This is a genomic window from Streptomyces sp. NPDC052721 (assembly GCF_040678315.1).
Classification (GTDB): domain Bacteria; phylum Actinomycetota; class Actinomycetes; order Streptomycetales; family Streptomycetaceae; genus Streptomyces.
Genome location: NZ_JBFATL010000012.1, coordinates 115,652 through 136,714 on the forward strand (window position 1 = coordinate 115,652; position 21,063 = coordinate 136,714).

20 protein-coding genes and 2 pseudogenes are annotated in these 21,063 nt (G+C 73.8%); 14 read left to right on the forward strand and 8 right to left on the reverse strand.

Going from position 1 to position 21,063, the window contains the following annotated elements:
• Positions 1 to 51: 51 nt before the first annotated feature.
• The 4 genes from AB0L21_RS14690 (at position 52) to AB0L21_RS14705 (ending at position 4,149) form a co-directional block, all read left to right on the forward strand.
• The gene (locus tag AB0L21_RS14690) at positions 52 to 807 is read left to right on the forward strand and encodes a (Fe-S)-binding protein (protein WP_365708372.1); all 756 of its coding nucleotides are present in this window, start codon (positions 52 to 54) and stop codon (positions 805 to 807) included.
• Positions 804 to 2,282, forward strand: a complete 1,479-nt coding sequence (locus AB0L21_RS14695; RefSeq protein ID WP_365784257.1) for a LutB/LldF family L-lactate oxidation iron-sulfur protein — start codon at positions 804 to 806, stop codon at positions 2,280 to 2,282. Before AB0L21_RS14690 ends, AB0L21_RS14695 begins: the two co-directional genes overlap by 4 nt.
• The gene (locus AB0L21_RS14700) at positions 2,279 to 2,920 is read left to right on the forward strand and encodes a lactate utilization protein C (protein ID WP_365708368.1); all 642 of its coding nucleotides are present in this window, start codon (positions 2,279 to 2,281) and stop codon (positions 2,918 to 2,920) included. The genes AB0L21_RS14695 and AB0L21_RS14700 overlap by 4 nt, the downstream gene beginning before the upstream one ends.
• A 74-nt stretch (positions 2,921 to 2,994) precedes the next feature.
• The gene (locus tag AB0L21_RS14705) at positions 2,995 to 4,149 is read left to right on the forward strand and encodes a betaine/proline/choline family ABC transporter ATP-binding protein (RefSeq protein ID WP_365708366.1); all 1,155 of its coding nucleotides are present in this window, start codon (positions 2,995 to 2,997) and stop codon (positions 4,147 to 4,149) included.
• Between the two features lie 6 nt (positions 4,150 to 4,155).
• Here AB0L21_RS14705 and AB0L21_RS14710 read toward each other — a convergent pair whose 3' ends face one another.
• The 4 genes from AB0L21_RS14710 to AB0L21_RS14725 all read right to left on the reverse strand — a co-directional run bounded on the left by AB0L21_RS14710 (position 4,156) and on the right by AB0L21_RS14725 (position 7,469).
• Complete coding sequence (locus tag AB0L21_RS14710; protein ID WP_365708364.1) at positions 4,156 to 5,097, reverse strand: ABC transporter substrate-binding protein; 942 nt, start codon at positions 5,095 to 5,097, stop codon at positions 4,156 to 4,158.
• Complete coding sequence (locus AB0L21_RS14715; RefSeq protein WP_365708362.1) at positions 5,094 to 5,765, reverse strand: ABC transporter permease subunit; 672 nt, start codon at positions 5,763 to 5,765, stop codon at positions 5,094 to 5,096. The genes AB0L21_RS14710 and AB0L21_RS14715 overlap by 4 nt, the downstream gene beginning before the upstream one ends.
• Positions 5,762 to 6,442, reverse strand: a complete 681-nt coding sequence (locus AB0L21_RS14720; protein WP_365784259.1) for an ABC transporter permease — start codon at positions 6,440 to 6,442, stop codon at positions 5,762 to 5,764. The genes AB0L21_RS14715 and AB0L21_RS14720 overlap by 4 nt, the downstream gene beginning before the upstream one ends.
• Before the next feature lie 454 nt (positions 6,443 to 6,896).
• Positions 6,897 to 7,469 carry a TetR/AcrR family transcriptional regulator gene (locus AB0L21_RS14725; protein ID WP_365784261.1) on the reverse strand — a complete coding sequence of 191 codons (573 nt, stop codon included), beginning with the start codon at positions 7,467 to 7,469 and terminating at the stop codon, positions 6,897 to 6,899.
• Positions 7,470 to 7,604: 135 nt separating this feature from the next.
• Here AB0L21_RS14725 and AB0L21_RS14730 point away from each other — a divergent pair, with 135 nt between their 5' ends.
• The 3 genes from AB0L21_RS14730 (at position 7,605) to AB0L21_RS14740 (ending at position 10,918) form a co-directional block, all read left to right on the forward strand.
• Entirely contained in the window at positions 7,605 to 8,462 is an 858-nt protein-coding gene (locus AB0L21_RS14730) for a MoxR family ATPase (RefSeq protein WP_365707175.1), read from the forward strand.
• The gene (locus tag AB0L21_RS14735; protein WP_365784263.1) at positions 8,459 to 9,814 is read left to right on the forward strand and encodes a VWA domain-containing protein; all 1,356 of its coding nucleotides are present in this window, start codon (positions 8,459 to 8,461) and stop codon (positions 9,812 to 9,814) included. Before AB0L21_RS14730 ends, AB0L21_RS14735 begins: the two co-directional genes overlap by 4 nt.
• Positions 9,815 to 9,943: 129 nt before the next feature.
• On the forward strand, positions 9,944 to 10,918 hold the full coding sequence (locus tag AB0L21_RS14740; RefSeq protein ID WP_365784265.1) for a D-cysteine desulfhydrase family protein: 975 nt from the start codon (positions 9,944 to 9,946) through the stop codon (positions 10,916 to 10,918).
• A gap of 70 nt (positions 10,919 to 10,988) precedes the next feature.
• Here AB0L21_RS14740 and AB0L21_RS14745 read toward each other — a convergent pair whose 3' ends face one another.
• A complete protein-coding gene (locus AB0L21_RS14745) occupies positions 10,989 to 11,345 on the reverse strand; it encodes a cupin domain-containing protein (RefSeq protein WP_365707181.1) in 357 nt (118 codons plus the stop codon).
• Between the two features lie 205 nt (positions 11,346 to 11,550).
• Between AB0L21_RS14745 and AB0L21_RS14750 the strand changes: the two genes are divergently transcribed.
• A complete protein-coding gene (locus AB0L21_RS14750; RefSeq protein WP_365784267.1) occupies positions 11,551 to 12,150 on the forward strand; it encodes an HD domain-containing protein in 600 nt (199 codons plus the stop codon).
• Positions 12,151 to 12,152: 2 nt separating this feature from the next.
• A complete protein-coding gene (locus tag AB0L21_RS14755) occupies positions 12,153 to 12,731 on the forward strand; it encodes a GNAT family protein (protein ID WP_365707185.1) in 579 nt (192 codons plus the stop codon).
• An 18-nt stretch (positions 12,732 to 12,749) separates the two neighbouring features.
• Here the strand turns inward: AB0L21_RS14755 and AB0L21_RS14760 are convergent.
• Together AB0L21_RS14760 and AB0L21_RS14765 are read right to left on the reverse strand one after the other, a co-directional pair.
• Positions 12,750 to 13,085 (reverse strand): annotated as a pseudogene (locus tag AB0L21_RS14760) (LysR substrate-binding domain-containing protein); the annotation flags it as partial.
• Positions 13,086 to 13,544: 459 nt separating this feature from the next.
• Positions 13,545 to 14,102: pseudogene (locus tag AB0L21_RS14765) on the reverse strand (LysR family transcriptional regulator); the annotation flags it as partial.
• A 167-nt stretch (positions 14,103 to 14,269) separates the two neighbouring features.
• Here AB0L21_RS14765 and AB0L21_RS14770 point away from each other — a divergent pair.
• The 5 genes from AB0L21_RS14770 to AB0L21_RS14790 all read left to right on the forward strand — a co-directional run bounded on the left by AB0L21_RS14770 (position 14,270) and on the right by AB0L21_RS14790 (position 17,713).
• Positions 14,270 to 14,965, forward strand: a complete 696-nt coding sequence (locus tag AB0L21_RS14770; RefSeq protein WP_365784269.1) for a type 1 glutamine amidotransferase domain-containing protein — start codon at positions 14,270 to 14,272, stop codon at positions 14,963 to 14,965.
• A gap of 200 nt (positions 14,966 to 15,165) precedes the next feature.
• Positions 15,166 to 15,612 (forward strand): hypothetical protein, encoded by a 447-nt coding sequence (locus AB0L21_RS14775; protein WP_365784271.1) that lies wholly within the window; start codon positions 15,166 to 15,168, stop codon positions 15,610 to 15,612.
• A gap of 63 nt (positions 15,613 to 15,675) precedes the next feature.
• Positions 15,676 to 16,356: a sigma-70 family RNA polymerase sigma factor gene (locus tag AB0L21_RS14780; protein WP_365707193.1), complete on the forward strand. Its 681-nt coding sequence runs from the start codon at positions 15,676 to 15,678 to the stop codon at positions 16,354 to 16,356.
• Positions 16,353 to 16,694: a hypothetical protein gene (locus tag AB0L21_RS14785; RefSeq protein WP_365784273.1), complete on the forward strand. Its 342-nt coding sequence runs from the start codon at positions 16,353 to 16,355 to the stop codon at positions 16,692 to 16,694. Before AB0L21_RS14780 ends, AB0L21_RS14785 begins: the two co-directional genes overlap by 4 nt.
• A gap of 53 nt (positions 16,695 to 16,747) precedes the next feature.
• Positions 16,748 to 17,713 (forward strand): pirin family protein, encoded by a 966-nt coding sequence (locus AB0L21_RS14790; protein ID WP_365784275.1) that lies wholly within the window; start codon positions 16,748 to 16,750, stop codon positions 17,711 to 17,713.
• Positions 17,714 to 18,127: 414 nt separating this feature from the next.
• Here the strand turns inward: AB0L21_RS14790 and AB0L21_RS14795 are convergent, their stop codons facing one another.
• Positions 18,128 to 21,022, reverse strand: a complete 2,895-nt coding sequence (locus tag AB0L21_RS14795) for a hypothetical protein (protein ID WP_365784277.1) — start codon at positions 21,020 to 21,022, stop codon at positions 18,128 to 18,130.
• Positions 21,023 to 21,063 lie beyond the last annotated feature (41 nt).

Consider the following 21,063-nt stretch of genomic DNA (forward strand, 5'->3'; position numbering starts at 1 on the left):
CACCCGCCGACTACCCTGCACTCGTCCGATGACCGACACCGAGGAGCCGCGATGCGTGTCGCCCTGTTCCTGACCTGTGTCAACGACACGCTGTATCCGGACACCGGCCGGGCCGTGGTGAAGCTGCTGACCAGACTGGGTGTCGACGTCGACTTCCCGATGGCGCAGACCTGCTGCGGGCAGGCCCACTACAACACCGGCTACCGGCACGAGGCCGAGCCGCTGGCCCGGCATTTCTCCGATGTCTTCGGGGAGTACGAGGCGATCGTGACCCCGTCCGGGTCCTGCGGGGCGATGGTGCGGGAGCTGTATCCGCGCATGGGCGAGCGGGCCCGGGCCGAGGGGCGCGGGGACACGCTGGCGCGGACGCTGGCGCCGGTGGTGCCGAAAACGTACGAGTTGACGGAGTTCCTGGTCGACGTGCTCGGGGTGACGGACGTCGGCGCCTGTTACCCGCACACGGTGACCTATCACCCGACCTGCCACGGGCTGCGCGGGCTCGGGCTCGGCGACCGGCCGCGCCGGCTGTTGCAGGCCGTCAAGGGGCTGGAGCTGGTCGAGCTGCCGGGCGCGGAGGAGTGCTGCGGTTTCGGTGGCACGTTCGCGCTGAAGAACGCGGAGGTGTCGGCGGCGATGGGCGCCGACAAGGTGCGCAACGCGGAGTCGACGGGCGCGGAGGTGCTGTGCGCGGCCGACAACTCGTGTCTGATGCACCTCGGCGGGACGATGAGCCGGCTGCGGACGGGCATGCGGCCGGTGCACATCGCGGAGATCCTGGCGAGCACGGAGGAGGAACCGGCGGTATGACCGGAACGTATCTCGGTATGCCGGCCTTCCCCAAGGCCGCGCACGACGCCGTCCACAACCCCGTCCTGCGGGGCAATCTGCGGCACGCCACCCATACCATCCGGGCCAAACGGGCCAAGGCGGTGGGTGAGTTGTCCGACTGGGCGGCGCTGCGGGAGGCGGGCAGGCGGATCAAGGACCACACCCTGCGCCATCTCGACCGCTATCTCGTCCAGTTGGAGGAGTCGGTCACCGCGGCCGGCGGCACCGTCCACTGGGCGGCGGACGCGGAGGAGGCCAACCGGATCGTCGCCCGGCTGGTCAAGGAGACCGGTGAGCCGGAGGTCGTGAAGGTCAAGTCGATGGCCACGCAGGAGATCGGCCTCAACGAAGCCCTGGAAGCCGAGGGCGTCCGCGCCTACGAGACCGATCTCGCCGAGCTGATCGTGCAGTTGGGCAAGGACCGCCCCTCGCACATCCTGGTCCCGGCCATCCACCGCAACCGGGGCGAGATCCGGGACATCTTCCGCACCGAGATGGGCGAGTGGGGCCGCCCGGCCCCGGAGGGCCTGACGGACACGCCCGCCGAACTCGCCGAGGCGGCCCGGCTGCACCTGCGGGAGAAGTTCCTGCGCGCCAAGGTCGGCATCTCCGGCGCCAACTTCATGGTCGCCGAGACCGGCACGCTGGTCGTCGTGGAGTCCGAGGGCAACGGCCGGATGTGCCTGACCCTGCCGGAGACGCTGATCTCGGTCGTCGGCATCGAGAAGGTGGTGCCCACCTGGCGCGACCTGGAGGTCTTCCTGCAGACCCTCCCCCGCTCCTCCACCGCCGAGCGCATGAACCCGTACACGAGCATGTGGACGGGCACGACGGACGGCGACGGTCCGCGCACCTTCCACCTGGTCCTGCTCGACAACGGCCGCACCGACACCCTCGCCGACCGGGTCGGCCGCCAGGCGCTGCGCTGCATCCGCTGCTCGGCCTGCCTGAACGTGTGCCCGGTGTACGAGCGGGCGGGCGGGCACGCGTACGGCTCGGTGTACCCCGGCCCCATCGGCGCCATCCTCAGCCCCCAACTGAGGGGCACGGCGAGCGAGATCGACGCCTCCCTGCCGTACGCGTCGAGCCTGTGCGGGGCCTGCTACGAGGTGTGCCCGGTCGCCATCGACATCCCCGAGGTGCTGGTGCACCTGCGGGAGCGGGTGGTGGAGGGCGGTCCGGCGGTGCGGCAGGGCAACACCGTGGTGCTCCAGCCGGCGAAGGGGCACGCGGCCGAGCGGGCGGCGATGCGGGCGGCGCGCTGGGCGTTCACGCACCCCGGCGCCCTGCGCACCGGCCAGCGGCTGGCCTCGCGGACCCGCCGGCTGCACCCCCGTGCCCTGCCCGGCCCCGGCCGGGCGTGGAGCGGCACCCGGGACCTGCCGGCCGTGCCGCCGGAACCGTTCCGGGACTGGTGGCAGCGCACGCGCGGCGGGAAGGACGGTGCGAAGTGAGCAGCAGGGAACGGATCCTGGGCCGGGTGCGGCGCGCGCTCGCGGACGTGCCCGCGGACGAGGGGCCGTACGAGGAGGCCGTGACCCGGGACTATCTGCGCGAGCACGGGCAGCGGACCGTCGAGGAGACGGTGGAGCTGCTGGCGGAGAACCTGGTGGACTACCGGGCGATCGTGCACCGCTGCGACGCGGAGGAGCTGCCGCTGCTCGTCATGCGGCTGCTGGCCGAGCGCGGCTCCCAGGAGGTGCTGGTCCCGCCGGGGCTGCCGCCAAAGTGGCTGTCCGCCGCCGATCCGTTGCGGATCCACGACCGGGCGGCGGACACCGCTCAGCGGCTGGACCGGGTGGACAGCGTGGTGACCGGATGTGCCGTGGCGATCGCCGAGACCGGCACGATCGTGCTCGACGGCTCCCCGGACCAGGGCCGGCGCCGTATCTCGCTCGTCCCGGACCACCACATCTGTGTGGTCCGGGTCCCGGACCAGGTCGTCTCCTCCGTCCCCCAGGCCCTCGAACGCCTCGACCCCAGCCGCCCGTTGACCTGGATCTCCGGCCCGTCGGCCACCAGCGACATCGAACTGGACCGGGTGGAGGGCGTGCACGGCCCGCGCACCCTGGAGGTGATCCTGCTCCGCTGACCGCACCTCCCGGTCGTCCGCCGGTCGGGGCACGACGGAATGAAGCGGGCGGCGTCCTGCCGTAGCGTGAGGGAATGATCCGGTTCGAGCAGGTCACCAAGCGGTATCCGGACGGTACGACGGCCGTGGACGACCTCTCCTTCGAGGTGGCCGAGGGAGAACTCGTCACGCTCGTCGGGCCCTCCGGGTGCGGCAAGACGACGACCATGATGATGGTGAACCGGCTCATCGAGCCGACCTCCGGCCGGATCCTCGTCGACGGCGAGGACATCGCGACCGTCGACCCGGTCCGGCTGCGCCGCCGGATCGGGTACGTCATCCAGCAGGTGGGCCTCTTCCCGCACCGCACCGTCCTGGACAACACCGCGACCGTGCCCGCGCTGCTCGGCTGGAAGCGGGCGAAGGCGCGGGCCCGGGCGGCCGAGCTGCTGGACCTGGTGGGGCTGGATCCGAAGACGTACGGGCCGCGCTATCCGGAGCAGCTGTCCGGCGGGCAGCGGCAGCGGGTCGGCGTGGCGCGGGCGCTGGCCGCGGATCCGCCGGTGCTGCTGATGGACGAACCGTTCGGCGCGGTCGACCCGGTGGTGCGGGAGCAGTTGCAGGACGAGTTCCTGCGGATGCAGGCGGCGGTGCGCAAGACGGTGCTGCTGGTCACGCACGACATCGAGGAGGCCGTCCGGCTCGGCGACCGCATCGCCGTGTACGGGCAGGGCCGCATCGAGCAGTTCGACACGCCGGGCGCGGTGCTCGGGTCGCCCGCGACGCCGTACGTCGCCTCCTTCGTGGGCGCCGACCGCGGGCTGAAGCGGCTGTCGGTCACCGCGATCGAGCCGGACGACCTGGAGCAGCCGCCCGTGGCCCGTCCGGACGAGCCCGCCGCGCGGGCGCTGGAGCGGCTGCGGTCCGAGGGCGCCCGGTGGGCGGTGGTCCTGGACGCGGGCGGTGACCTGCACGGCTGGGTCGGCATCGAGGAACTGCCGGCGGGCGGCACGGTCCGGGACCACGCCCACCGCATGACCGCCTGGGTGCCGGTCGGCGCGCCGCTGAAGCAGGCGTTCGGGGTGATGCTCCAGCACGACGCCGGGTGGGTCGCCGTACTGGACGGGGCCCGGTTCCTCGGCGTGCTCACCCCGGCGAAGCTCCATGAGGCGCTGCGCCGCTCGGTGGACGCCGACGCGCGCGGGGTGACGCGGGGGCAGGTGCCGTTCGACTCGGTGGCGGACGCGTGACCCGGGTCATTTCAGCAGGCCCTTGTCCTTCAAATAGGCACGGGCCACGTCGGCCGGCAGCCGCCGCCAGCTGTCGACCTGCCGGTTCATGGCGGCCAGGTCGCCGGTGGTGAGGACGTCGCCCAGCCTGCCGAGCGCCTTCGCCACGCCGGGGCCGCCCGCGCGGGAGCGGTTGACGACCGGGACGACGTAGTCGGCGTTCTGCAGCCGCTTGTCGTCGGCGAGCAGGACCAGGCCGAAGGAGTCCAGGGTGGCGTCGGTGGTGGTGGTCAGCACCATCTGGTCGCGGCCTTCCTGCACGGCCCGCTTGGCCTGGGTGGTGCCGACACCCTTGGGATCGATGCCGGTGATGTGGATGCCGTACACCTTCTTCAGCCCGGGCGCGCAGTACGGCCGTCGCACGCATTCGTCGCCCGCCGCGAGCCGTACCTTCAGTCCGGAGGCGCCGAGGTCGCTGAGGGTTCTGAGGTGGTGCCGGCGGGCGTAGGCGGCGGTCACCGCGAACGCGTTCTGGTCGACGGCCCGGCCGGGCGGGAGGACGGTGAGGCCTCGGGGCGCGGCGAGGGCGCGCAGGGCCTTCATCGTGGCGCCGAGGTCGGGCGAGCCGGCCGGGGGCGCGTCGGCGCCGTGGGTCTTGGCGCTCAGCCAGTCGGCCAAGGTCGCCGCGTACTCGGGTACGACGTCGATCTGGCCGGACTCCAGGGCGGGTTCGTACAGCTCCCGGTTGGCGACCGTGAGGAGGGACGTCTTGTAGCCGGCCCGGTCGAGCAGCTGGGCGTACATCTGGGCGAGCAGATCGCTCTCGGTGAAGCCGGCCGAGCCGACGGTCAGGTGACGGCTGTCCCCGGGAGGTGCGGTGACCTGGCCCCGGTCTTCCAGGGACGGGCCGGTGGCACAGGCACCGAGCGCGAGGAGGGCGGCTGTGGCGAGTGCGGTGCGGCCTCTCATCGGCCGCCCCGGACCCATACCGGTGCCAGTCGCTCGGCGATCTCGAAGACACCCTCCACGAGCAGGGCGAACACCGCGACGAGCAGGGCGCCCGCGACCACCTGGGGTGTGCTGGCGAGGTTGAAGCCCGCCGTGATGATCCGGCCGAGGCCGCCGCCACCGGCGAGCGCGGCGATCGTGGCGGTGGCGACGAGCTGGACGGCGGCGATCCGCACGCCGTTCAGCAGCAGGGGGAGCGAAAGGGGCAGTTCCACGTGAAACAACAGCTGTCGGCCGGTCATGCCCATGCCCCGGGCGGCCTGGACGACGCTACGGTCGACCTCGCGCATGCCGACGTAGGCGTTGGTGAGCAGCGGCGGCACGGCGAACAGCACGAGGGCGACCACGGTCGGGCCGTCTCCCCACCTCCCGACCGGGGTCAGCAGGAGCAGGACCAGCACGGCGAAGGTGGGCACGGCCCGGCCGACGTTGGAGATGTTCACGGCGAGCGCGCCGCCCTTGCCGAGGTGGCCGAGGACGAGCGCGACGGGCAGCGCGACCAGACAGCTGAGGACCAGGCAGACGACGGTGAGCAGGAGGTGCTGGAACAGCCGGTGCCGGATGCCGTCGTCGCCCGGCCAGTGCGCGGGGTCGGTGAGCCAGTCCCAGGCTGCGGCGAGGGTGCTCATGAGCGAGCCGCCCGCGTCCAAGGGGTGATCAGCCGCTGTACGCCCAGCAGGAGCAGGTCGGCGGCGACGGCGATCAGCACACACAGCACGGACGCGGTGAGCACCTGCGCCTTGAAGTAGGTGTTCATGCCGGCGTAGATGAGGTTGCCGAGACCGCCGAAGCCGACGATCGCGCCGACCGTGAGCAGAGAGACCGCCGAGACGGTGGCGATGCGCAGGCCGGCCATCGCGGCGGGCAGGGCCAGGGGCAGCTCCACGGTGAGGAGAAGGCGGACGGGGCCGTAACCGAGACCCCGCGCGGCCTGCCGGGTCTCCTCCGGGACCGCGCGCAGGCCCGCGAGGATGTTCCGGACGAGCAGGGTGAGCGAGTACAGCACCAGCCCGGCGACGACCAGGGTCGCCGAGAGGCCGTAGAGGGGCAGGAGGAGGGAGAACATGGCCAGCGACGGGATGGTGTAGAGGATCGTCGTCACGACCAGGACCGGACCGGCCGCCCAGCCCCAGCGGCGGGCCAGCACCGCCAGCGGCAGCGCGATGACCAGGCCGATCAGGACCGACAGGAAGGTCAGCTGAAGGTGCTGGACGACCGCGTCGAGCAGGATCTGGCGGCGGGTGCTCAGATAGGCGCCGCAGATCCACTCGTTGCGCGCGAGGCAGTCGTCCGGGGGCGCGGTCACGGCTCCATTGGACGGGGTGGCCGAGGGGAGTGGCGCGTTGTGGTGGCCCGGACGGGGGGGCGGGTGCCGTGATCCGGCTCGTATGGGGGGTGCCGTGGCGGCTCGGATTGGGGGGCGCCGTGGCGGCAACCCGTACAGAAGGCGCGTGCCCTACCGGCCCGAACCGGCAGCAGGTGCCCTGCCGCCCGCGTGCCGGGGCCACGCGCCCGTGACGGCCCGGACCGGAGGCGCGTGCCGGCAACCCGTACACAGGGCGCCTGGCCTGCCGGCCCGAAGCAGGCGCCACATGCCCAAGCCGACCCACACCGGGGCCACTGCCCCTGACGGCCCGGACCAGCCGGCGTATGCCCTGCCGACCCGGACCGGCGGGGACGTGCCGGCAACCCGTACACAGGGCGCGTGGCCTGTCGGCTAGGAGCAGGCCGCACGTGCGCCGCCGACCGATACCGGGGGGCTAGTGGACTCCCGCCGCGTCCAGCAGGGCCGTCGCCGTCGTCGTGGCGAGTCCGTCGTCCAGGTGTTCCACGCGGGCGCCGGCGCGCGCGCTGGCGCCGTCGAAGAGGAGCAGGAGCTGACGGGCGAGCAGCTGGGGGTCCCGCGCGCCGCCCCGTTCGGCTTCCGCACGGAAGGCGCTCAGCAGGGTGTCCTTGGCCTCGCGGGCGACGGCGCTCGCCGGATGCCCGGGATCCTTCAGCTCGACCAGCGCGGCCAGGTAGGGGCAGCCGTGGTACTCGGGGTCCACGGAGCCCTTCTCCAGCTGTTCGAAGACGTACAGGATGCTCTCGCGCGGGGTCGCGGCCGACGGGTCGGGGTGGGTCAGCCGGGCCTGGTACCCGGGCATCCGCCGCTCCAGGCTGGCGGCCAGCATCTCGTCCTTGCTGTCGAAGAGCTGGTACATCGACCGCTTGGAGACGCCCGCCTCCCGGCACAGCGCCTCGATGCCGATGGACACACCGGCGCGGTAGGAGAGCCGTGCGGCGGCGTCGAGCAGCCGGTCGCGGGGCGACGCCTTCTCTGTGCTGGTCATACCGCGAGGTTACCGCGACGCCGGGCGATGGAGACCGATCGGTGTATGCCGTGGCGCCGGAGCTGAACAAGCGCTTAGATAGGAGACCGGACCTGCTCCTCCCGGACCCTGTCCCCGACCCCGCCGGAGGCCCTGTTGTTCACGTCCGTCGACGACGTCTCCGCCCGCCTCGCCGAGACCGGCTATCTCGCCTCGCCCGCCGTCGCCACGACCGTGTTCCTCGCCGCCCGGCTGGGCAAGCCGCTGCTGGTGGAGGGCCCCGCCGGGGTCGGCAAGACCGAGCTGGCCAAGGCCGTCGCCCAGGTGGCCGGGGCCCGGCTGGTCCGGCTCCAGTGCTACGAGGGCGTGGACGAGTCCCGGGCCCTGTACGAGTGGAACCACGCCAAGCAACTGCTGCGCATCAGCGCGGGCCGCGGCGAGAGCTGGGACGAGACCCGCACCGACATCTTCACCGAGGAGTTCCTGCTCCCCCGCCCGCTGCTGACCGCCATCCGCGGCGACGAGCCGACCGTGCTGCTCATCGACGAGACCGACAAGGCCGACGTCGAGATGGAGGGGCTGCTGCTGGAGGTGCTCAGCGACTTCCAGGTCACGGTCCCGGAGCTGGGCACGGTCACCGCGACCCGCCGCCCGTTCGTCGTCCTCACCTCCAACGCCGGCCGGGAGCTGTCCGAGGCGCTGCGCCGGCGCTGCCTGTTCCTGCACATCGGCTTCCCGGAGGAGGAGCTGGAGCGGCGGATCGTACGGCTGAAGGTGCCGGGCCTCGGCGCGGCGCTGACCGAGTCGGTGGTCCGGGTGGTCGGGGCGCTGCGCGCGATGGACCTGCGCAAGGTGCCGTCCGTCGCCGAGACCATCGACTGGGCCCGCACCCTGCTCGCCCTGGGTGCCGGCACGCTGGACGAGACCGTCGTACGGGACACCCTCGGGGTGATCCTCAAGCATCAGGACGACATTCAGAAGGCGGCGGCCAAGCTCGACCTGGACGCGCTGTGACCGCCGTCGCCGACCGGATCACCGGCCTGGCCGCGGCGCTGCGCGCGCACGGGGTGCGGATCGGCACCGGGGAGACCGTGGACGCGGCGCGGGCGGTGGAGGCGCTGGGCCTCGCGGACCGGGAGCGCCTGCGTGAGGGGCTGGCGGCGACGCTGCTGCACGGACCGGGCCAACGGGCCCTGTTCGACTCGGTCTTCGACCTCTACTTCCCACGTGGAGTCGGCGGTCCCGAGGACGCTCCCCGGGACCGGGAGACCCTGCGCGACCGGCTCGCCGAGGCGCTGGCCGCCGACGACCGGGCGATGATGGCCCAGTTGGCGGCGGAGGCGGTCGACGGCCTGGGCGGGTACGGGAGTTCACCGGGCTCGGACGGCTGGTCGGCGTACCAGACCTTGGACCGGCTGCGACCCCAGACCCTGCTGGCCCGGGTGCGGGCCGACGTCCGGGGCCGGAACGGCGACAGCGGCGCCGGGTTCGCGGACCGGTTGCTGGACGACGAGATCCGGCGCCGCATCGAGCTGTTCCGGCGGCTGGTGGGGGCGGAGGCCCGGCGCCGGGTGGCCGAGCGGCGCGGACGGGACGAGATCGCGCGGCGGGGTGTACGGCCGACCGCCGACCGGGTCGACTTCCTGATCGCCAACCGCGACCAGCTGACCGAACTGCGCCGGGCGGTCCAGCCGTTGGCGCGCAAGCTGGCCACCCGGCTCGCCGCGCGCCGCCGCCGGGCCGCGCGCGGCACGATCGACCTGCGCCGCACCCTTCGCTCCTCGCTGTCCACGGGCGGCGTGCCGATGCGGCCGGTGCTGCGGCGGCGCCGCCCGGTCCGGCCCGAACTGGTGCTGCTCTGCGACGTGTCCGGCTCGGTGTCCGGCTTCTCGGACTTCACCATGCTCCTCGTGCAGGCCCTGCACGACCAGTTCAGCAAGGTGCGCGTGTTCGCGTTCGTCAACCGGCTCGACGAGGTGACCGGCCTGCTCGACCACGGCCGCGCCGACCCGGACGGGCTCAGCGCCCGCATCCGCGCCGAGGCCACGCTCACCGGCTGGCACGGCAGCAGTGACTACGGCGTGGCGCTGGGCGAGTTCGCCGAGCGGTACGGCGGTGCGGTGGGGCCGCGTACGACGGTGTTCGTCCTCGGTGACGCCCGCACGAACATGAGCGACCCGAACCTCCCCGCCGTACGGGAGCTGGCCCGGCGGGCCCGGCGCGTCTACTGGCTCAACCCCGAGCCACGCGACCGCTGGGGCACCGGTGACTCGGCCGCGCCCGCGTACGCCGAGCTGGTGGAGATGCACGAGTGCCGCACGGCCGCCCAGCTCAGCGCGCTGATCGCGGGCCTGCTGCCGGTGTGAGGCGGGGCACGTGGCGATGAGCGGCTGACCTGTTCCGTGCGCTGATCACGGGCCTTGCCGTCGGTATGACGCCGGGTGCCCGGCCGTGATCGACTGGCCTCAACGCCGACACCGACTCAAGGACGTCCCATGACCCACCCGCCCGTGCCGCTGGGCACCTTCCCCACCCCTCTGGAACCGGCGCCCCGGCTCGCCGCCGCGCTCGGGCTCGGGCCGGAGGACCTGTGGGTGAAGCGGGACGACCTGACCGGCCTGGGCGGCGGCGGCAACAAGATCCGCAAGCTGGAGTGGACGGTGGGCGCGGCCCTCGCCGAAGGCGCCGACACGCTCGTGACGACCGGTGCCCCGCAGAGCAACCACGCCCGCCTGACCGCCGCCGCGGGCGCCCGGCTCGGGCTGGACGTCGTCCTTGTCCTGCGCGGGACCCCGGGCGCCTCCCGCTCCGGGAACCTCGCCCTGGACGGCCTGTTCGGGGCGCGGCTCGCCTGGGCCGGCGAGGTGGACCAGGCCGGGCTGGACACGGCGGCGGCCGAGGTCTGCGCAAGCCTGCGGGCCGACGGCGCCCGCCCGGCGCTGATCCCGTTCGGCGGCTCCAGCACGCTGGGAGCCAGAGGGTACGTACGCTGCGGCACGGAGCTGTGCGAGCAACTGCCGGACCTGCGTACGGCGGTCGTGGCCCTCGGCTCGGGCGGCACGATGGCCGGGCTGGTCGCGGCCCTGGGCAGCGGGTCGGTACTCGGCGTCGACGTGGGCGCGCTGGCCGACCCGGCCGCGGCGGTCGCGGAGTTCGCCGCACCGCTCACGGCGGAGGAGATCACGCCGGGCACACTGCGGATCCGCCGGGACCAGGTGGGCGCCGGCTACGCGGCGCTCACCGCCCCGGTACGCGAAGCCCTCCGCCTCGCCGCCCGCACCGAGGGCCTGGTCCTCGACCCGATCTACACCGGCCGCGCCCTGGCCGGCCTGCACGCCGCGGTCCGCGACGGCACCGTCCGCCCGGGCGAGCGGACGGTCTTCCTCCACACCGGCGGCCTGCCGGGCCTGTTCGGCCACACGGACACGATCGCCTTCGCGGAGCAGGGGGCGCGGGTCTTCGACGCGTAGACCGACTCCGCCGGACCGCACCCAGGGCGGCCCGGCGGGCGGGGAAACGGCTGATGGACTCGGTGCTCGGCTAACCCTTCGCGTACTCGTTCGCCATGGTCCCGGCGAAGTCGTACACCACGACCTGCTCGTCGCCGACCACCCAGGCGTCGTGGCCGGGTGGGCAGACGAAGACGTCGCCGGGGCCGACCTCGCTCTCACCGCCGTCGTCCATGCGGATGTGCAGCCGACCCTGCGCCACGTACCCGTTGTGGTGGACCATGCAGCTCTCGGTGCCCGCGATCGGCGCCACGCACTCCGACCAGCGCCACCCGGGTTCGAACGTGCCCACCGCGAAGTCGAGCCCGGTCAGGTGGAGCGCTTCGAGGTGGCCGCGGGGGAAGTCGCGCCGTTCGTCCGGCTTCTCGACCGTCTTCACTTCCAGCATGACGGTGTCCTCCCTTCCGGCCGCTGACCGCGGCCGGGGCCGGCCTCCGTCCCCCGGCGGCCTCGGACGGCACCGGCGCTGCGGCGGCGGCCGTACCCACACCACCATCGTCGGCCCCGCAACCCGGCACCGCCAGACAGGAAGCGGAGACAACGATGTCAGCGGCGAACGGACCGTGGACGCGCGGCACCGTTACTCTGGCGCGGTGACAGCCGGCGACATACCGTCGATCGCGACGGACGACCTCGATGATCCGCCCCTGCGCCCCCTTCCCGAGCGGGTCGCGCTGCTGCTGGAGCAAGTCGACGCGCCGCCACGGCTGGTGGCCCACCTGCGCGCGGTGCACGATGTCGCGGCACAGCTCGTGGCGTGGGTGCGACTGCGCTGCCCGCGGCTGGAGTCGGACGCGGAGGCGGTGCTGTTCGGTGCCGCCACCCACGACATCGGCAAGGCCCTGCACCCGGCCGAGCTGTCCGGTCCCGGCGCCTTGCACGAGGCGGCGGGGCGGGAGTTGCTGCTGGAGCACGGTGTGCCGGCCGGCCTCGCCCGGTTCGCCGGCACCCACGCGTCCTGGACGGCTCCCGGGACCGGCGTGGAGGACCTGCTGGTGAGCCTGGCCGACAAGGTCTGGAAGAACAAGCGCGTCCCGGAGCTGGAGGACCTGGTGGTGGCGCGGCTGGCCGAGGCCGACGGACGGCCGGCCTGGCAGTGGTTCATGGAGCTGGACGAAGCCCTGACCGCCGTCGGGGAGGGCGCGGACCGTAGGCTGGCGTACCAGATGTCCCACCCTCTCAGCCGAAGGTGACCATGTTCGCGGCTTCTCTCGGTGCCGACGGCGCCGAGCTGTGTCCTCTCCAGCCCTGGCAGGCGGAGGAGTTCCTCGCCCATGTGGACCGGGGCCGGGAGTTCATCGGGCGGTTCAACGGACTGCCGGACGTGGTCACGGATCTCGCCTCCGGCCGGGCGTTCCTGGAGGCGTACGCCGACAAGGAGGCGGCCGACGCGGGGCTCATCCGGGCCATCCGCCTCGACGGAACGCTGGTGGGGGCGGTCGTCCTGCGCCGGATGGACGTGCCGCAGGGTACGGCGGAGGCCGGCTGCTGGCTGGAACCGGCCGCGGTGGGGCGCGGTCTGGTGACCCGGGCGGCACGCCTGCTCATCGACTGGGCGATCCGGGAGCGGGGCATCCACCGCGTCGAGTGGTGGGTGTCGGCCGGCAACGCGCCCAGCATCGCGGTCGCCCGCCGGCTCGGCATGCGCAGGGAGGCCGTGCTGCGGGAGAGTCACCTGTACCGGGGCGAGCGGCACGACGAGGAGATCTGGGCGGTCCTGGCCCCGGAGTGGACGGCCGGGCAGGGAGACACCTCGTCCTCGTCGTCGTCCTGAACGACCCTGCCCACCGGCCTACCAACTGCGCGCCGCGCGCAGCAGGAGGGCGCGGACGCGGGCCACGTCGGGGTTGTCGGAGGCGCCGGGGCGCTGGACGAGGAAGCCGGTGTTGATCGGCGGGTCCTCCGGTTCCAGCAGCGCGACGAGCGCGCCGGATGCCAGGAGATCCTGGCACAGATAGCGGGGCAGCACGCTGAACCCGGCGCCGGCGGCCACGGCCGCGAGCACCCCGCGAAGGTCGGGGACGGTCACGGCGGCGGTACGCGACAGACGCCGGCCGAAGACGTGCCGCCAGTAACGGCGGGCGATCGGCAGGTCCTCGGCATAGGTGATGAGCGGAACCTCGTGCAGGACGGCGGGGTCGAAGGAGCCCGGCAGGGTGGGCACTCGGCCTTCGGCTCTCCGCCCGCCGGCCCCCTCACCCACAGCATCTCGCCGGGCGGCCCCCTCACCCACGGCATCCCGCCGGGCGGCGCCCTCGCCCTCGGCATCCCGCGCGCCGGCCCCCGCGCCCTCGGCCTCCCGCCCGCCGGCATCCCGCCCGGCACCCCCTTGCCGCTCGGAGCCCTGCCCGGCGGGCCCCTGACCAGGGAACCGGCCCTCGCCCTCCGATCCGACGGCCCCACCGGCGTCCGCGCCCCGCACGACCACCCCCCTCCCCTCGGCATCCCGCCCGCCGAACCCCTCACCCACGGCATCCCGCCCGCCGAACCCCTCGCCCACGGCATCCCGCCCGCCGGCCCCGTCCCCCTCGGCCTCCCGCCCGCCGGCGCCCTCGCCCTCGGCGTCCCGCGCGGGTCCGCGCCCCGTCAGCCGCTCGGCCCAGGTCGGGGCCGCGACCAGCACGAACTCCTCGTCGGTGAGCGGGACGGCGTGCAACGTACGGCCGCGCGGGCGGGTGGTGGCGATCACCAGGTCGTGGCGGCCGGCGCGCAGTTCGTCCAGCAGCGGATCGGTCAGCCCGGTCGCCACCCGCAGCCGTACGCCCTCGGCGATCAGCGGCGCGAGGGCCGGCAGGACTCTGGTGCACAGGAGTTCCGCCGGGCCGGCCAGATGGACGGGCTCGGCCCGGGTCCCGGCCGGCGGGGTGGGGCCGGCGACGGCGGCCAGCTCGTCCAGGGGCGCGGCGATCCGGGCCGCCAGCTCGTCCGCCACCGGGGTCGGCGTGACCCCGCGCGGCAGCCGTTCGAACAGCTCCCGGCCGGTCTGCCGTTCCAGCGCGCGCATCTGCGTCGTCACCGTGGGCTGTGACAGTCCGAGCAGCCGGGCGGCGCCGGTGAAGGAACCGGAGCGGTACACCGCGAGGAAGGTGCGCAGCAGGTTCAGGTCGAGGGAAGCGAGGGAAGCGGTCTCCACGGGTCCGAGTATGGGCGCCGAGTATTCCCCGGGCGCCATAGGAAATCCAATGTCAGCCATTCGGTGCTTCATTGGATGCCTATGGTTCGTCTCGCCTACGTTCTTTGTCACAGGCCCGAGCCGCCGCATCCGCGGCCCCGAGCCGCCTGTGGACGCAAGCCTTCTGGAGAGAGAACCCCATGTCGAAGATCCTGTTCGTGATGACCGGCGCCGATCACTGGACGCTCGCCGACGGCACCGCGCACCCGACCGGCTTCTGGGCCGAGGAGGCCGTGGTCCCCTACCGCGCCGTCAAGGCCGCCGGTCATGAGGTCGTCGTCGCCACGCCGGGCGGTGCGGTGCCGCCGGTCGACCGGGCGAGCCTGGCCGCCGAGGTCAACGGCGGCCAGGAGAAGGCCGACGAGATCGCCCGCGGGCTGGAGGAGATGACCGAGCTGCGCACGCCGGTGAAGCTCGCGGAGGTGGACCTCGCCGACTTCGCCGCCGTGTTCTACCCGGGCGGGCACGGCCCCATGGAGGACCTGGCCGTGGACGCCGAGTCGGGCCGGCTGCTGGTGGCGGCCCTGGACTCGGGCAAGCCGCTGGCCGTGGTGTGCCACGGTCCGGCCGCCCTGCTCGCCGCGGTCCGTTCCGACGGCGGCAACGCCTTCGCCGGCTACCGCGCGGCGGCCTTCACCAACGAGGAGGAGACCCAGGGCGGCCTCGCCGGACAGGCCAAGTGGCTGCTCCAGGACCGGCTGACCGAGGCGGGTGTCGAGGTGCGGGCGGCTGAGCCGTGGGCGCCGCACGTCGTGGTGGACCGCAACCTGATCACCGGCCAGAACCCGGCCTCCTCGGCCCCGGTCGCCGAGGAACTGCTGAAGCGGCTGGGCTGAGACACCTCGGGCGGGGCGGGCCCTCGCTCGCGAGGGGCGGGGAAACGGGGTGCGGAAAGCGGGTGGTGGCACCGGGGGCGGAAACGGGTGGCGGAAAAATTCCCCGGACGTCACCCGCAACCTCGCCCGGGGTCGGACGTCTGTCGGGGTGGAGGCCTCCACCCCGTCCGTTGTCCGACCCTGAGCGACCGAAGGAAGACATGTCCGCACACCGTGCCCCGCACCCGAACCGCACCCACCGGCTGCGCGCCGCCCTGGGGGTCTCCGCCGTAGGCGCGGCCCTGGCCGTCGCCGGCGCCCTGACCGCCCAGGCGGCCCAGGACGACAGCCCGGCCACGGCCGGCAGCCGCGCCGCCCACCCCGAGAGTGCCACCGCCCCGGCCCCGGCCCCGGCGCGTGACCAGGCGACCCCGTCCCCGGTGCCGTCGCCGGTCCGCACGGAAACCCCGTCCCCCGTCCCGTCCCCCGTACGTACGACGAGCCCTGCCCCGGCCCCCGCCACCCCTGGTCCGGCCGCCCCGAGCCCGGTGCCGTCCACCGCCGCTCCCGCGCCCCGGCACCCGGCACCCGCTCCGGACCACGCGCGTCCGGCGCCCGTACCGCACCACCGTCACGCCACTCCGGCGCCGGTTCCGCAGCAGCACTGAGGCAGGGCCGGTGCGGGGGAGCCGTCGCGCGGCGGCTCCCCCGCCGCCGGCTCGGGGAGATTCATGACGACAGCGACACCACCGGCGACGGCCGTGCCCTGGGAGCGGCCCGGCACCCGGAAGCCCGCCGCGTCCTGGCGGCGCTTCACAGGAGCGCTGCGGGCCCGCGTCCTCGCCCGCACCCGCACGGGTACGACACCGGCCGCGCCCGGCACCGAGCCCCGTACCGGCACCCGGACCGCCGTGGACGCCGGGCGGCCCCCGGGCATCGAGGAGCTGTACCACCACCGCCGGCTGTCCCTGGTGCGCCTGGCGGTTCTGCTGGTGGACGACCTGCCCACGGCCGAGGACGTCGTACAGGACGCGTTCACCGCACTGTTCCGGCGGCACGGCCACCGGCTCGCGCGGCTGGACGACCCGGAGGCGTATCTGCGGACCAGTGTCGTCAACGCGGCCCGCTCGGTGCTGCGCCGGCGCAGGACCGCACGGGCGCACACCCCCGCCCCCGAGGGACACGCGCCCGCCCCCGAGGAGGACGTGCTGCTGCACGAGGACCACCGGGAGGTGCTGGCGGCGCTGGGCACGCTCACCCGGCGGCAGCGCGAGGTACTGGTGCTGCGTTACTGGTCGCATCTGACCGAGGCCGAGATCGCGACGACGCTCGGTCTGTCGCGCGGTGCCGTCAAGTCCACGGCCAGCAGGGCGCTGGACGCCCTGGGCCGGCGTCTGGAGGGGCTGCGATGAACGAGTCCGGTACGGGGACCACGGCGACGCCGGTGGAGGAGCGGCTGCGGGCCGCACTGGCCGCGCGGGCGCACTCCGTCGGTCCGGCCGACCTGCGGCCCCTGCGCCCGCCGACCGGGCCGGTGCGGTCCCGGCGGGTGCTGGTGCGCCGGGCGGTGGCGGGCGTGCTGGTCCTGGCCGCCGTGGCCGCGCTGGTGTTCCTCTCGGTGCGCCGTGAGCCGGCCCGCCCGGCCGAGCCGGCCCGCTCCCCGCATCCACCGACCGGCACGCCGGCCCCCGTCCCGAGGCCGGTGAACCCGTCCACCACCCAGCCGTCCCCGAGCGCGCGACAACCCTGAGCCCACCCGCACGGCTCCTCCGCAACGGACCGCGGGGCGCTAGGTTGGGCGGCATGAGCAACCTTGACCGCGCGCCCGTGCCCAGTGTCTGCGGTGGCCGCGGATTCGTCGTCGCCGAGCCCGTGCGCGAACTGCTGAGTCCCCGTCGGGTGAGGCTGGGCGAGTCGGCCGAGGTGCGCCGGCTGCTGCCGAACCTGGGCCGGCGCATGATCGGCGCGTGGGCCTTCGTCGACCACTACGGCCCGGACGACATCGCCGACGAGCCCGGCATGCAGGTCCCGCCGCATCCGCACATCGGGCTGCAGACGGTCAGCTGGCTGCACGAGGGCGAGGTGCTGCACCGGGACTCGACCGGCAGCCTGCAGACGATCGGGCCCCGGCAGCTGGGCCTGATGACCTCGGGCCGCGCGATCAGCCACTCCGAGGAGAGCCCCCGCCCGCACGCACGCTTCCTGCACGGCGCCCAGCTGTGGGTCGCCCTGCCCGGCGAACACCGGCACACCGACCCGACGTTCGAGTACCATCCCGAGCTGCCCGCGGTGACCGCGCCCGGTCTGACCGCCACAGTGATCCTCGGCGACCTGGACGGCGCCCGCTCCCCCGGTACGGCGTACACCCCGATCATCGGCGCCGACCTCGCCCTGCGCCGGGGCGCCGAGGCCCGCCTCCCGCTGGAGCCCGACTTCGAGTACGGCGTGCTGGCCATGTCCGGCGAGGTGCACGTGGACGGCGTGCCGGTCCTCCCCGGCTCCCTGCTCTACCTCGGCTGCGGCCGCTTCGAACTCCCGCTGCGCGCCGAGTCGGACGCCGGCATCATGCTGCTCGGCGGCGAGCCGTTCGCCGAGGAGCTGGTCATGTGGTGGAACTTCGTCTGCCGGTCTCACGAGGAGATCGCACAGGCGCGCGAGGACTGGATGAAGGGGGTCCGTTTCGGCGAGGTGAAGGGCTACGACGGAGCTCCGCTGCGCGCGCCCGAACTGCCGGACGTGCCGCTCAAGCCCCGAGGACGGGTGCGCTGACCCGGGAATCGCGGTCACCGCTCTCAGGGCCAAGTCGCCGCAAGGGCGCGCAGATCCGGAAAGCGGGGACCGGGAACCATCTCCTGGCTCGTCTCACCGTTGAGCCAGCACACTTGCTCGGGGCCTCCGTCGCCGGTGTCGAACAGGCAGCACACTCCGCCGCCGGCGGCGGTGAGGGAGGTGAACACCTCCCTGACGCGGGCCGACCGCGCGAACACGCGGCTCATCGCCGACGTCGCCATCGGCCAGACGGGCCAGCGCCCTGGCGACGTTCCGGGGACGCAGGTAGATGTCGTAGCCGTAGGTCAGTCCCATTCTCCCCCCTCTGCTGGGCCGTACCGCACCTTCTCACGATCCGCCCCTGGGGAGCCTGCCGGTTCCGGAGGGGAGCGCCGCGGGGGATCACAGTATGCATCAGGGCACTGTTCCGCCCGCCCTCCCGTCATGCACCGGGGTCTGCTGCGCGGCGCCCGGGCTTCCGGGACCCCGGACCGGATGCCGGGGTGCGCCGCTCTCCACCGGGAGCAGTTTCGCGACCCGTTCGCCGATCCAGTGGCCGAGTGCCTGGTAGGCGTCGAAGCGCTGGCTGTCGAACCACTGGTCGCTGGTGCCGTCGTGGGGAAATGCCCGGTGGGCCTGGGCGTGTGCGAGGAGTGCGTAGGGCATGTCGGGGGTCAGCGTGGCCCGGGCGACGATCAGCCGTCCCCGCGTCCCCAGCGTTCGGCCGCGTTCGTCCACCAGTGCGCGCGGGTAGACGATCTCACCCTCGGCCACCGTGTCGGCCGAGAGCCGGAGGTCGAGGGCGGCCAGTGGGCTCGGCGGGGCCGGCGGGGCCGGCTGCGGTGTGAGGGGAGGCGCGCTGCCGGGAACGAGCTTCTGCCAGTCCTCGCGCGCGATCCTGATCTCGACCCCGAGCTCCTCCTTGGCCAGGGCGATGGCCTCGCCCAGCGCGGGGGCGAAGGCCCCGGAGCCCCCGCTGGCGTCCACGCACACGGCGGTGGTGACACCGTGCCGGAGCAGTTCGACCAGGCCGAGGTTCTCGTAGTGCCCGCCGTCCGTGACCAGCAGCATCCGGTCGTCCAACGGGTAGCGGCCGGACACTTCCCGCAGCAGGTACGGCAGGCGGCGGATGCCGGGCATCGGAGGCAGCCCCCAGTCGGCACGCTCGCCCCAGAGGGCTCCGAGCACACCGGGGTTGGGGAGCCAGGTGCCGAGCCGGGCGTTGGAGAGCGCGAACAGCGTCTGGAACGCGCGCGCCTGGCGTCCCATGGCGGAGGCGAAGGCCGCACCGGAGACGGCGACGGCTGACTCGACGGTCAGGTCCTTGCGGATGACCGGTCTGGTGCGGTTCCACAGGACGTCCGTCCGGGCGTAGCCGACGTCCGGACCGCCGACGTAGTCGTACGACAGGGTGAACGACACCGCGTGCCGCCCCGGCGGTGTGCGGTCGGCGCCGGACAGGTTGGCCGCCGCGGCGAAGACGACCTGGGGGAAGCCGGGGTGCCGCCTGCCGTAGCAGGCGAGCGGGGTCGGCTCGTCGAAGTCGTAGGGGACCGCCACCTGTTCGCCGTCCGGGTCGGTCTTGCGGCGGACGGCGAAGGCGGTGGCCAGCCGGGCGCGGTAGAAGGGGTGGAGACTGGTCCACGTCTGGTCGAGGCTCAGCGCGACCGCGCAGAGGACGACGGGAAGGCCGATCTGGACGGCCGCAGGCCATGTCCGCCCGACGTGGATCGCCCAGCCCAGAACGAGCAGCGAGGCCGCTGTCACCACAAGGAGAACCGCCCACACCAGTAGATATTTGCCGAGCACAGGCACGGCGCGCACCAGTCGTGAACGCCTGGCGGACTCGACGGCGTGCTCGGTGGACTCGATGCGCCGCCATGAGGTGCCGACCAGCACGGTCAGATAGGTGAGCAGCCCCACGACTCCGCCGCTCACTGCGGTCGCCGGGGCATGGAGCGTCCACAGACGCGCCGTCCCCCACTCCAGGGCGGGGAGGACGACCACCACGACGGCCAGCAGCAGGCCCGCCACCACGAACGTGCGGAAGACCTGCTTCAACACCTCCGACAGGAACTGTCTGGCGAGGAACAAGGACACCAGCCAGAGGAACCAGAACACGGCCGCGGCGCACAGGAGGGCCAGAACGGCCCACAGCGCGGGTCCCCGGAAGCCCGGGAGCCGGGTCGGGTCTGCCAGCGGAACGAGGTGGTAGCCCCAGCTCAGGGCGAGCCCCAGGACCAGCAGAGTCACGGTGAGCAGCCCGAGGGACGCCAGCAGGCCCCGCAGTACGGCCCCGATGGCGGCCAGCCACTGGCCGGTGCCTTCCGCGACGTACTTCGAGTGCCGGCGGGTGTGGTCCTCCTCCGGCGTGCCGGGCATGAAGACGTCGCCGGGACCAGCCCTGTACGGGTCCTCCCCACGCCACCGGCTCGTCCCGGCCAGCGCCAGTTGCAGGGCACCGGTGGTGTAGCCGCCTCCGGAGACCGACACCAGGTAGCGCGCCCTGCGCAGCTGGGGGCGGAGGGCCTGCAGCGCGCCCAGGGTGACGCAGGCCGAGCGGATGCCGCCGCCCGAGACGCAGAAGCCGAGCCCGCCCTGTTCCCGGCCGGGCGGCACCCGGCTGCCGTTCTCCCAGCGTGCCGCCCTGGAACGGGGAGGGTCGCCGCGCGCCGTACCCGGCCAGCGCATCCGGCCCCACGCCATCACGGGCCAGGGCGCGACGACGTCGGGCCCCTCGGGGCCCGAGTCGGTCGTGTCGCCCCTGTGCTTGCTTCCGCACACGCATGTCCGGTGGCATGCGCGCTCCCTGGCGTACCTGCGCTGGGCACAGCCGTAGAACGCGGCCCGTTTGAGGACGATCGCGACCAGGACCGCGGCGACCGGCACGGTGACGACGAGCAGCAGCCACTTGACCGTCGCGAAGCCCGCCGCCCACGCGAACGCCCAGTCCGCGCCGCTCAGTCCATGGAGGAGCAGCAGTTTCTCGGTCACGGCGCACACACACGCCGCGACGACCGCGCCGATCCCGTACACGAGCAGGCAGCGGTGTCTCATGCGCACCGCTATGGTGCGGCCGCTCAGCGAGAACGCGAGCGCCGTGCTGATGGTGTACGTCCCTGTGAGGACGAAGTCGGCCGTCACTGCCGTACGGTAGTCGGCCGCCCGGTCGCCGACGAGGGTGTGCGCCGCACGCGCGCCGCCGGCCAGTTGCAGCCCCACGTCGTCTACGGCGGGGGCACGGTGGCGGATCCAGAGCCCTGCGCCGAAGACGACGAGGGCCGCTACGGCCAGGACGCAGCTGTGCACGCGCGACAGGGTGGCGGGGCGTGCGTCTCCCGGCGAGGCCG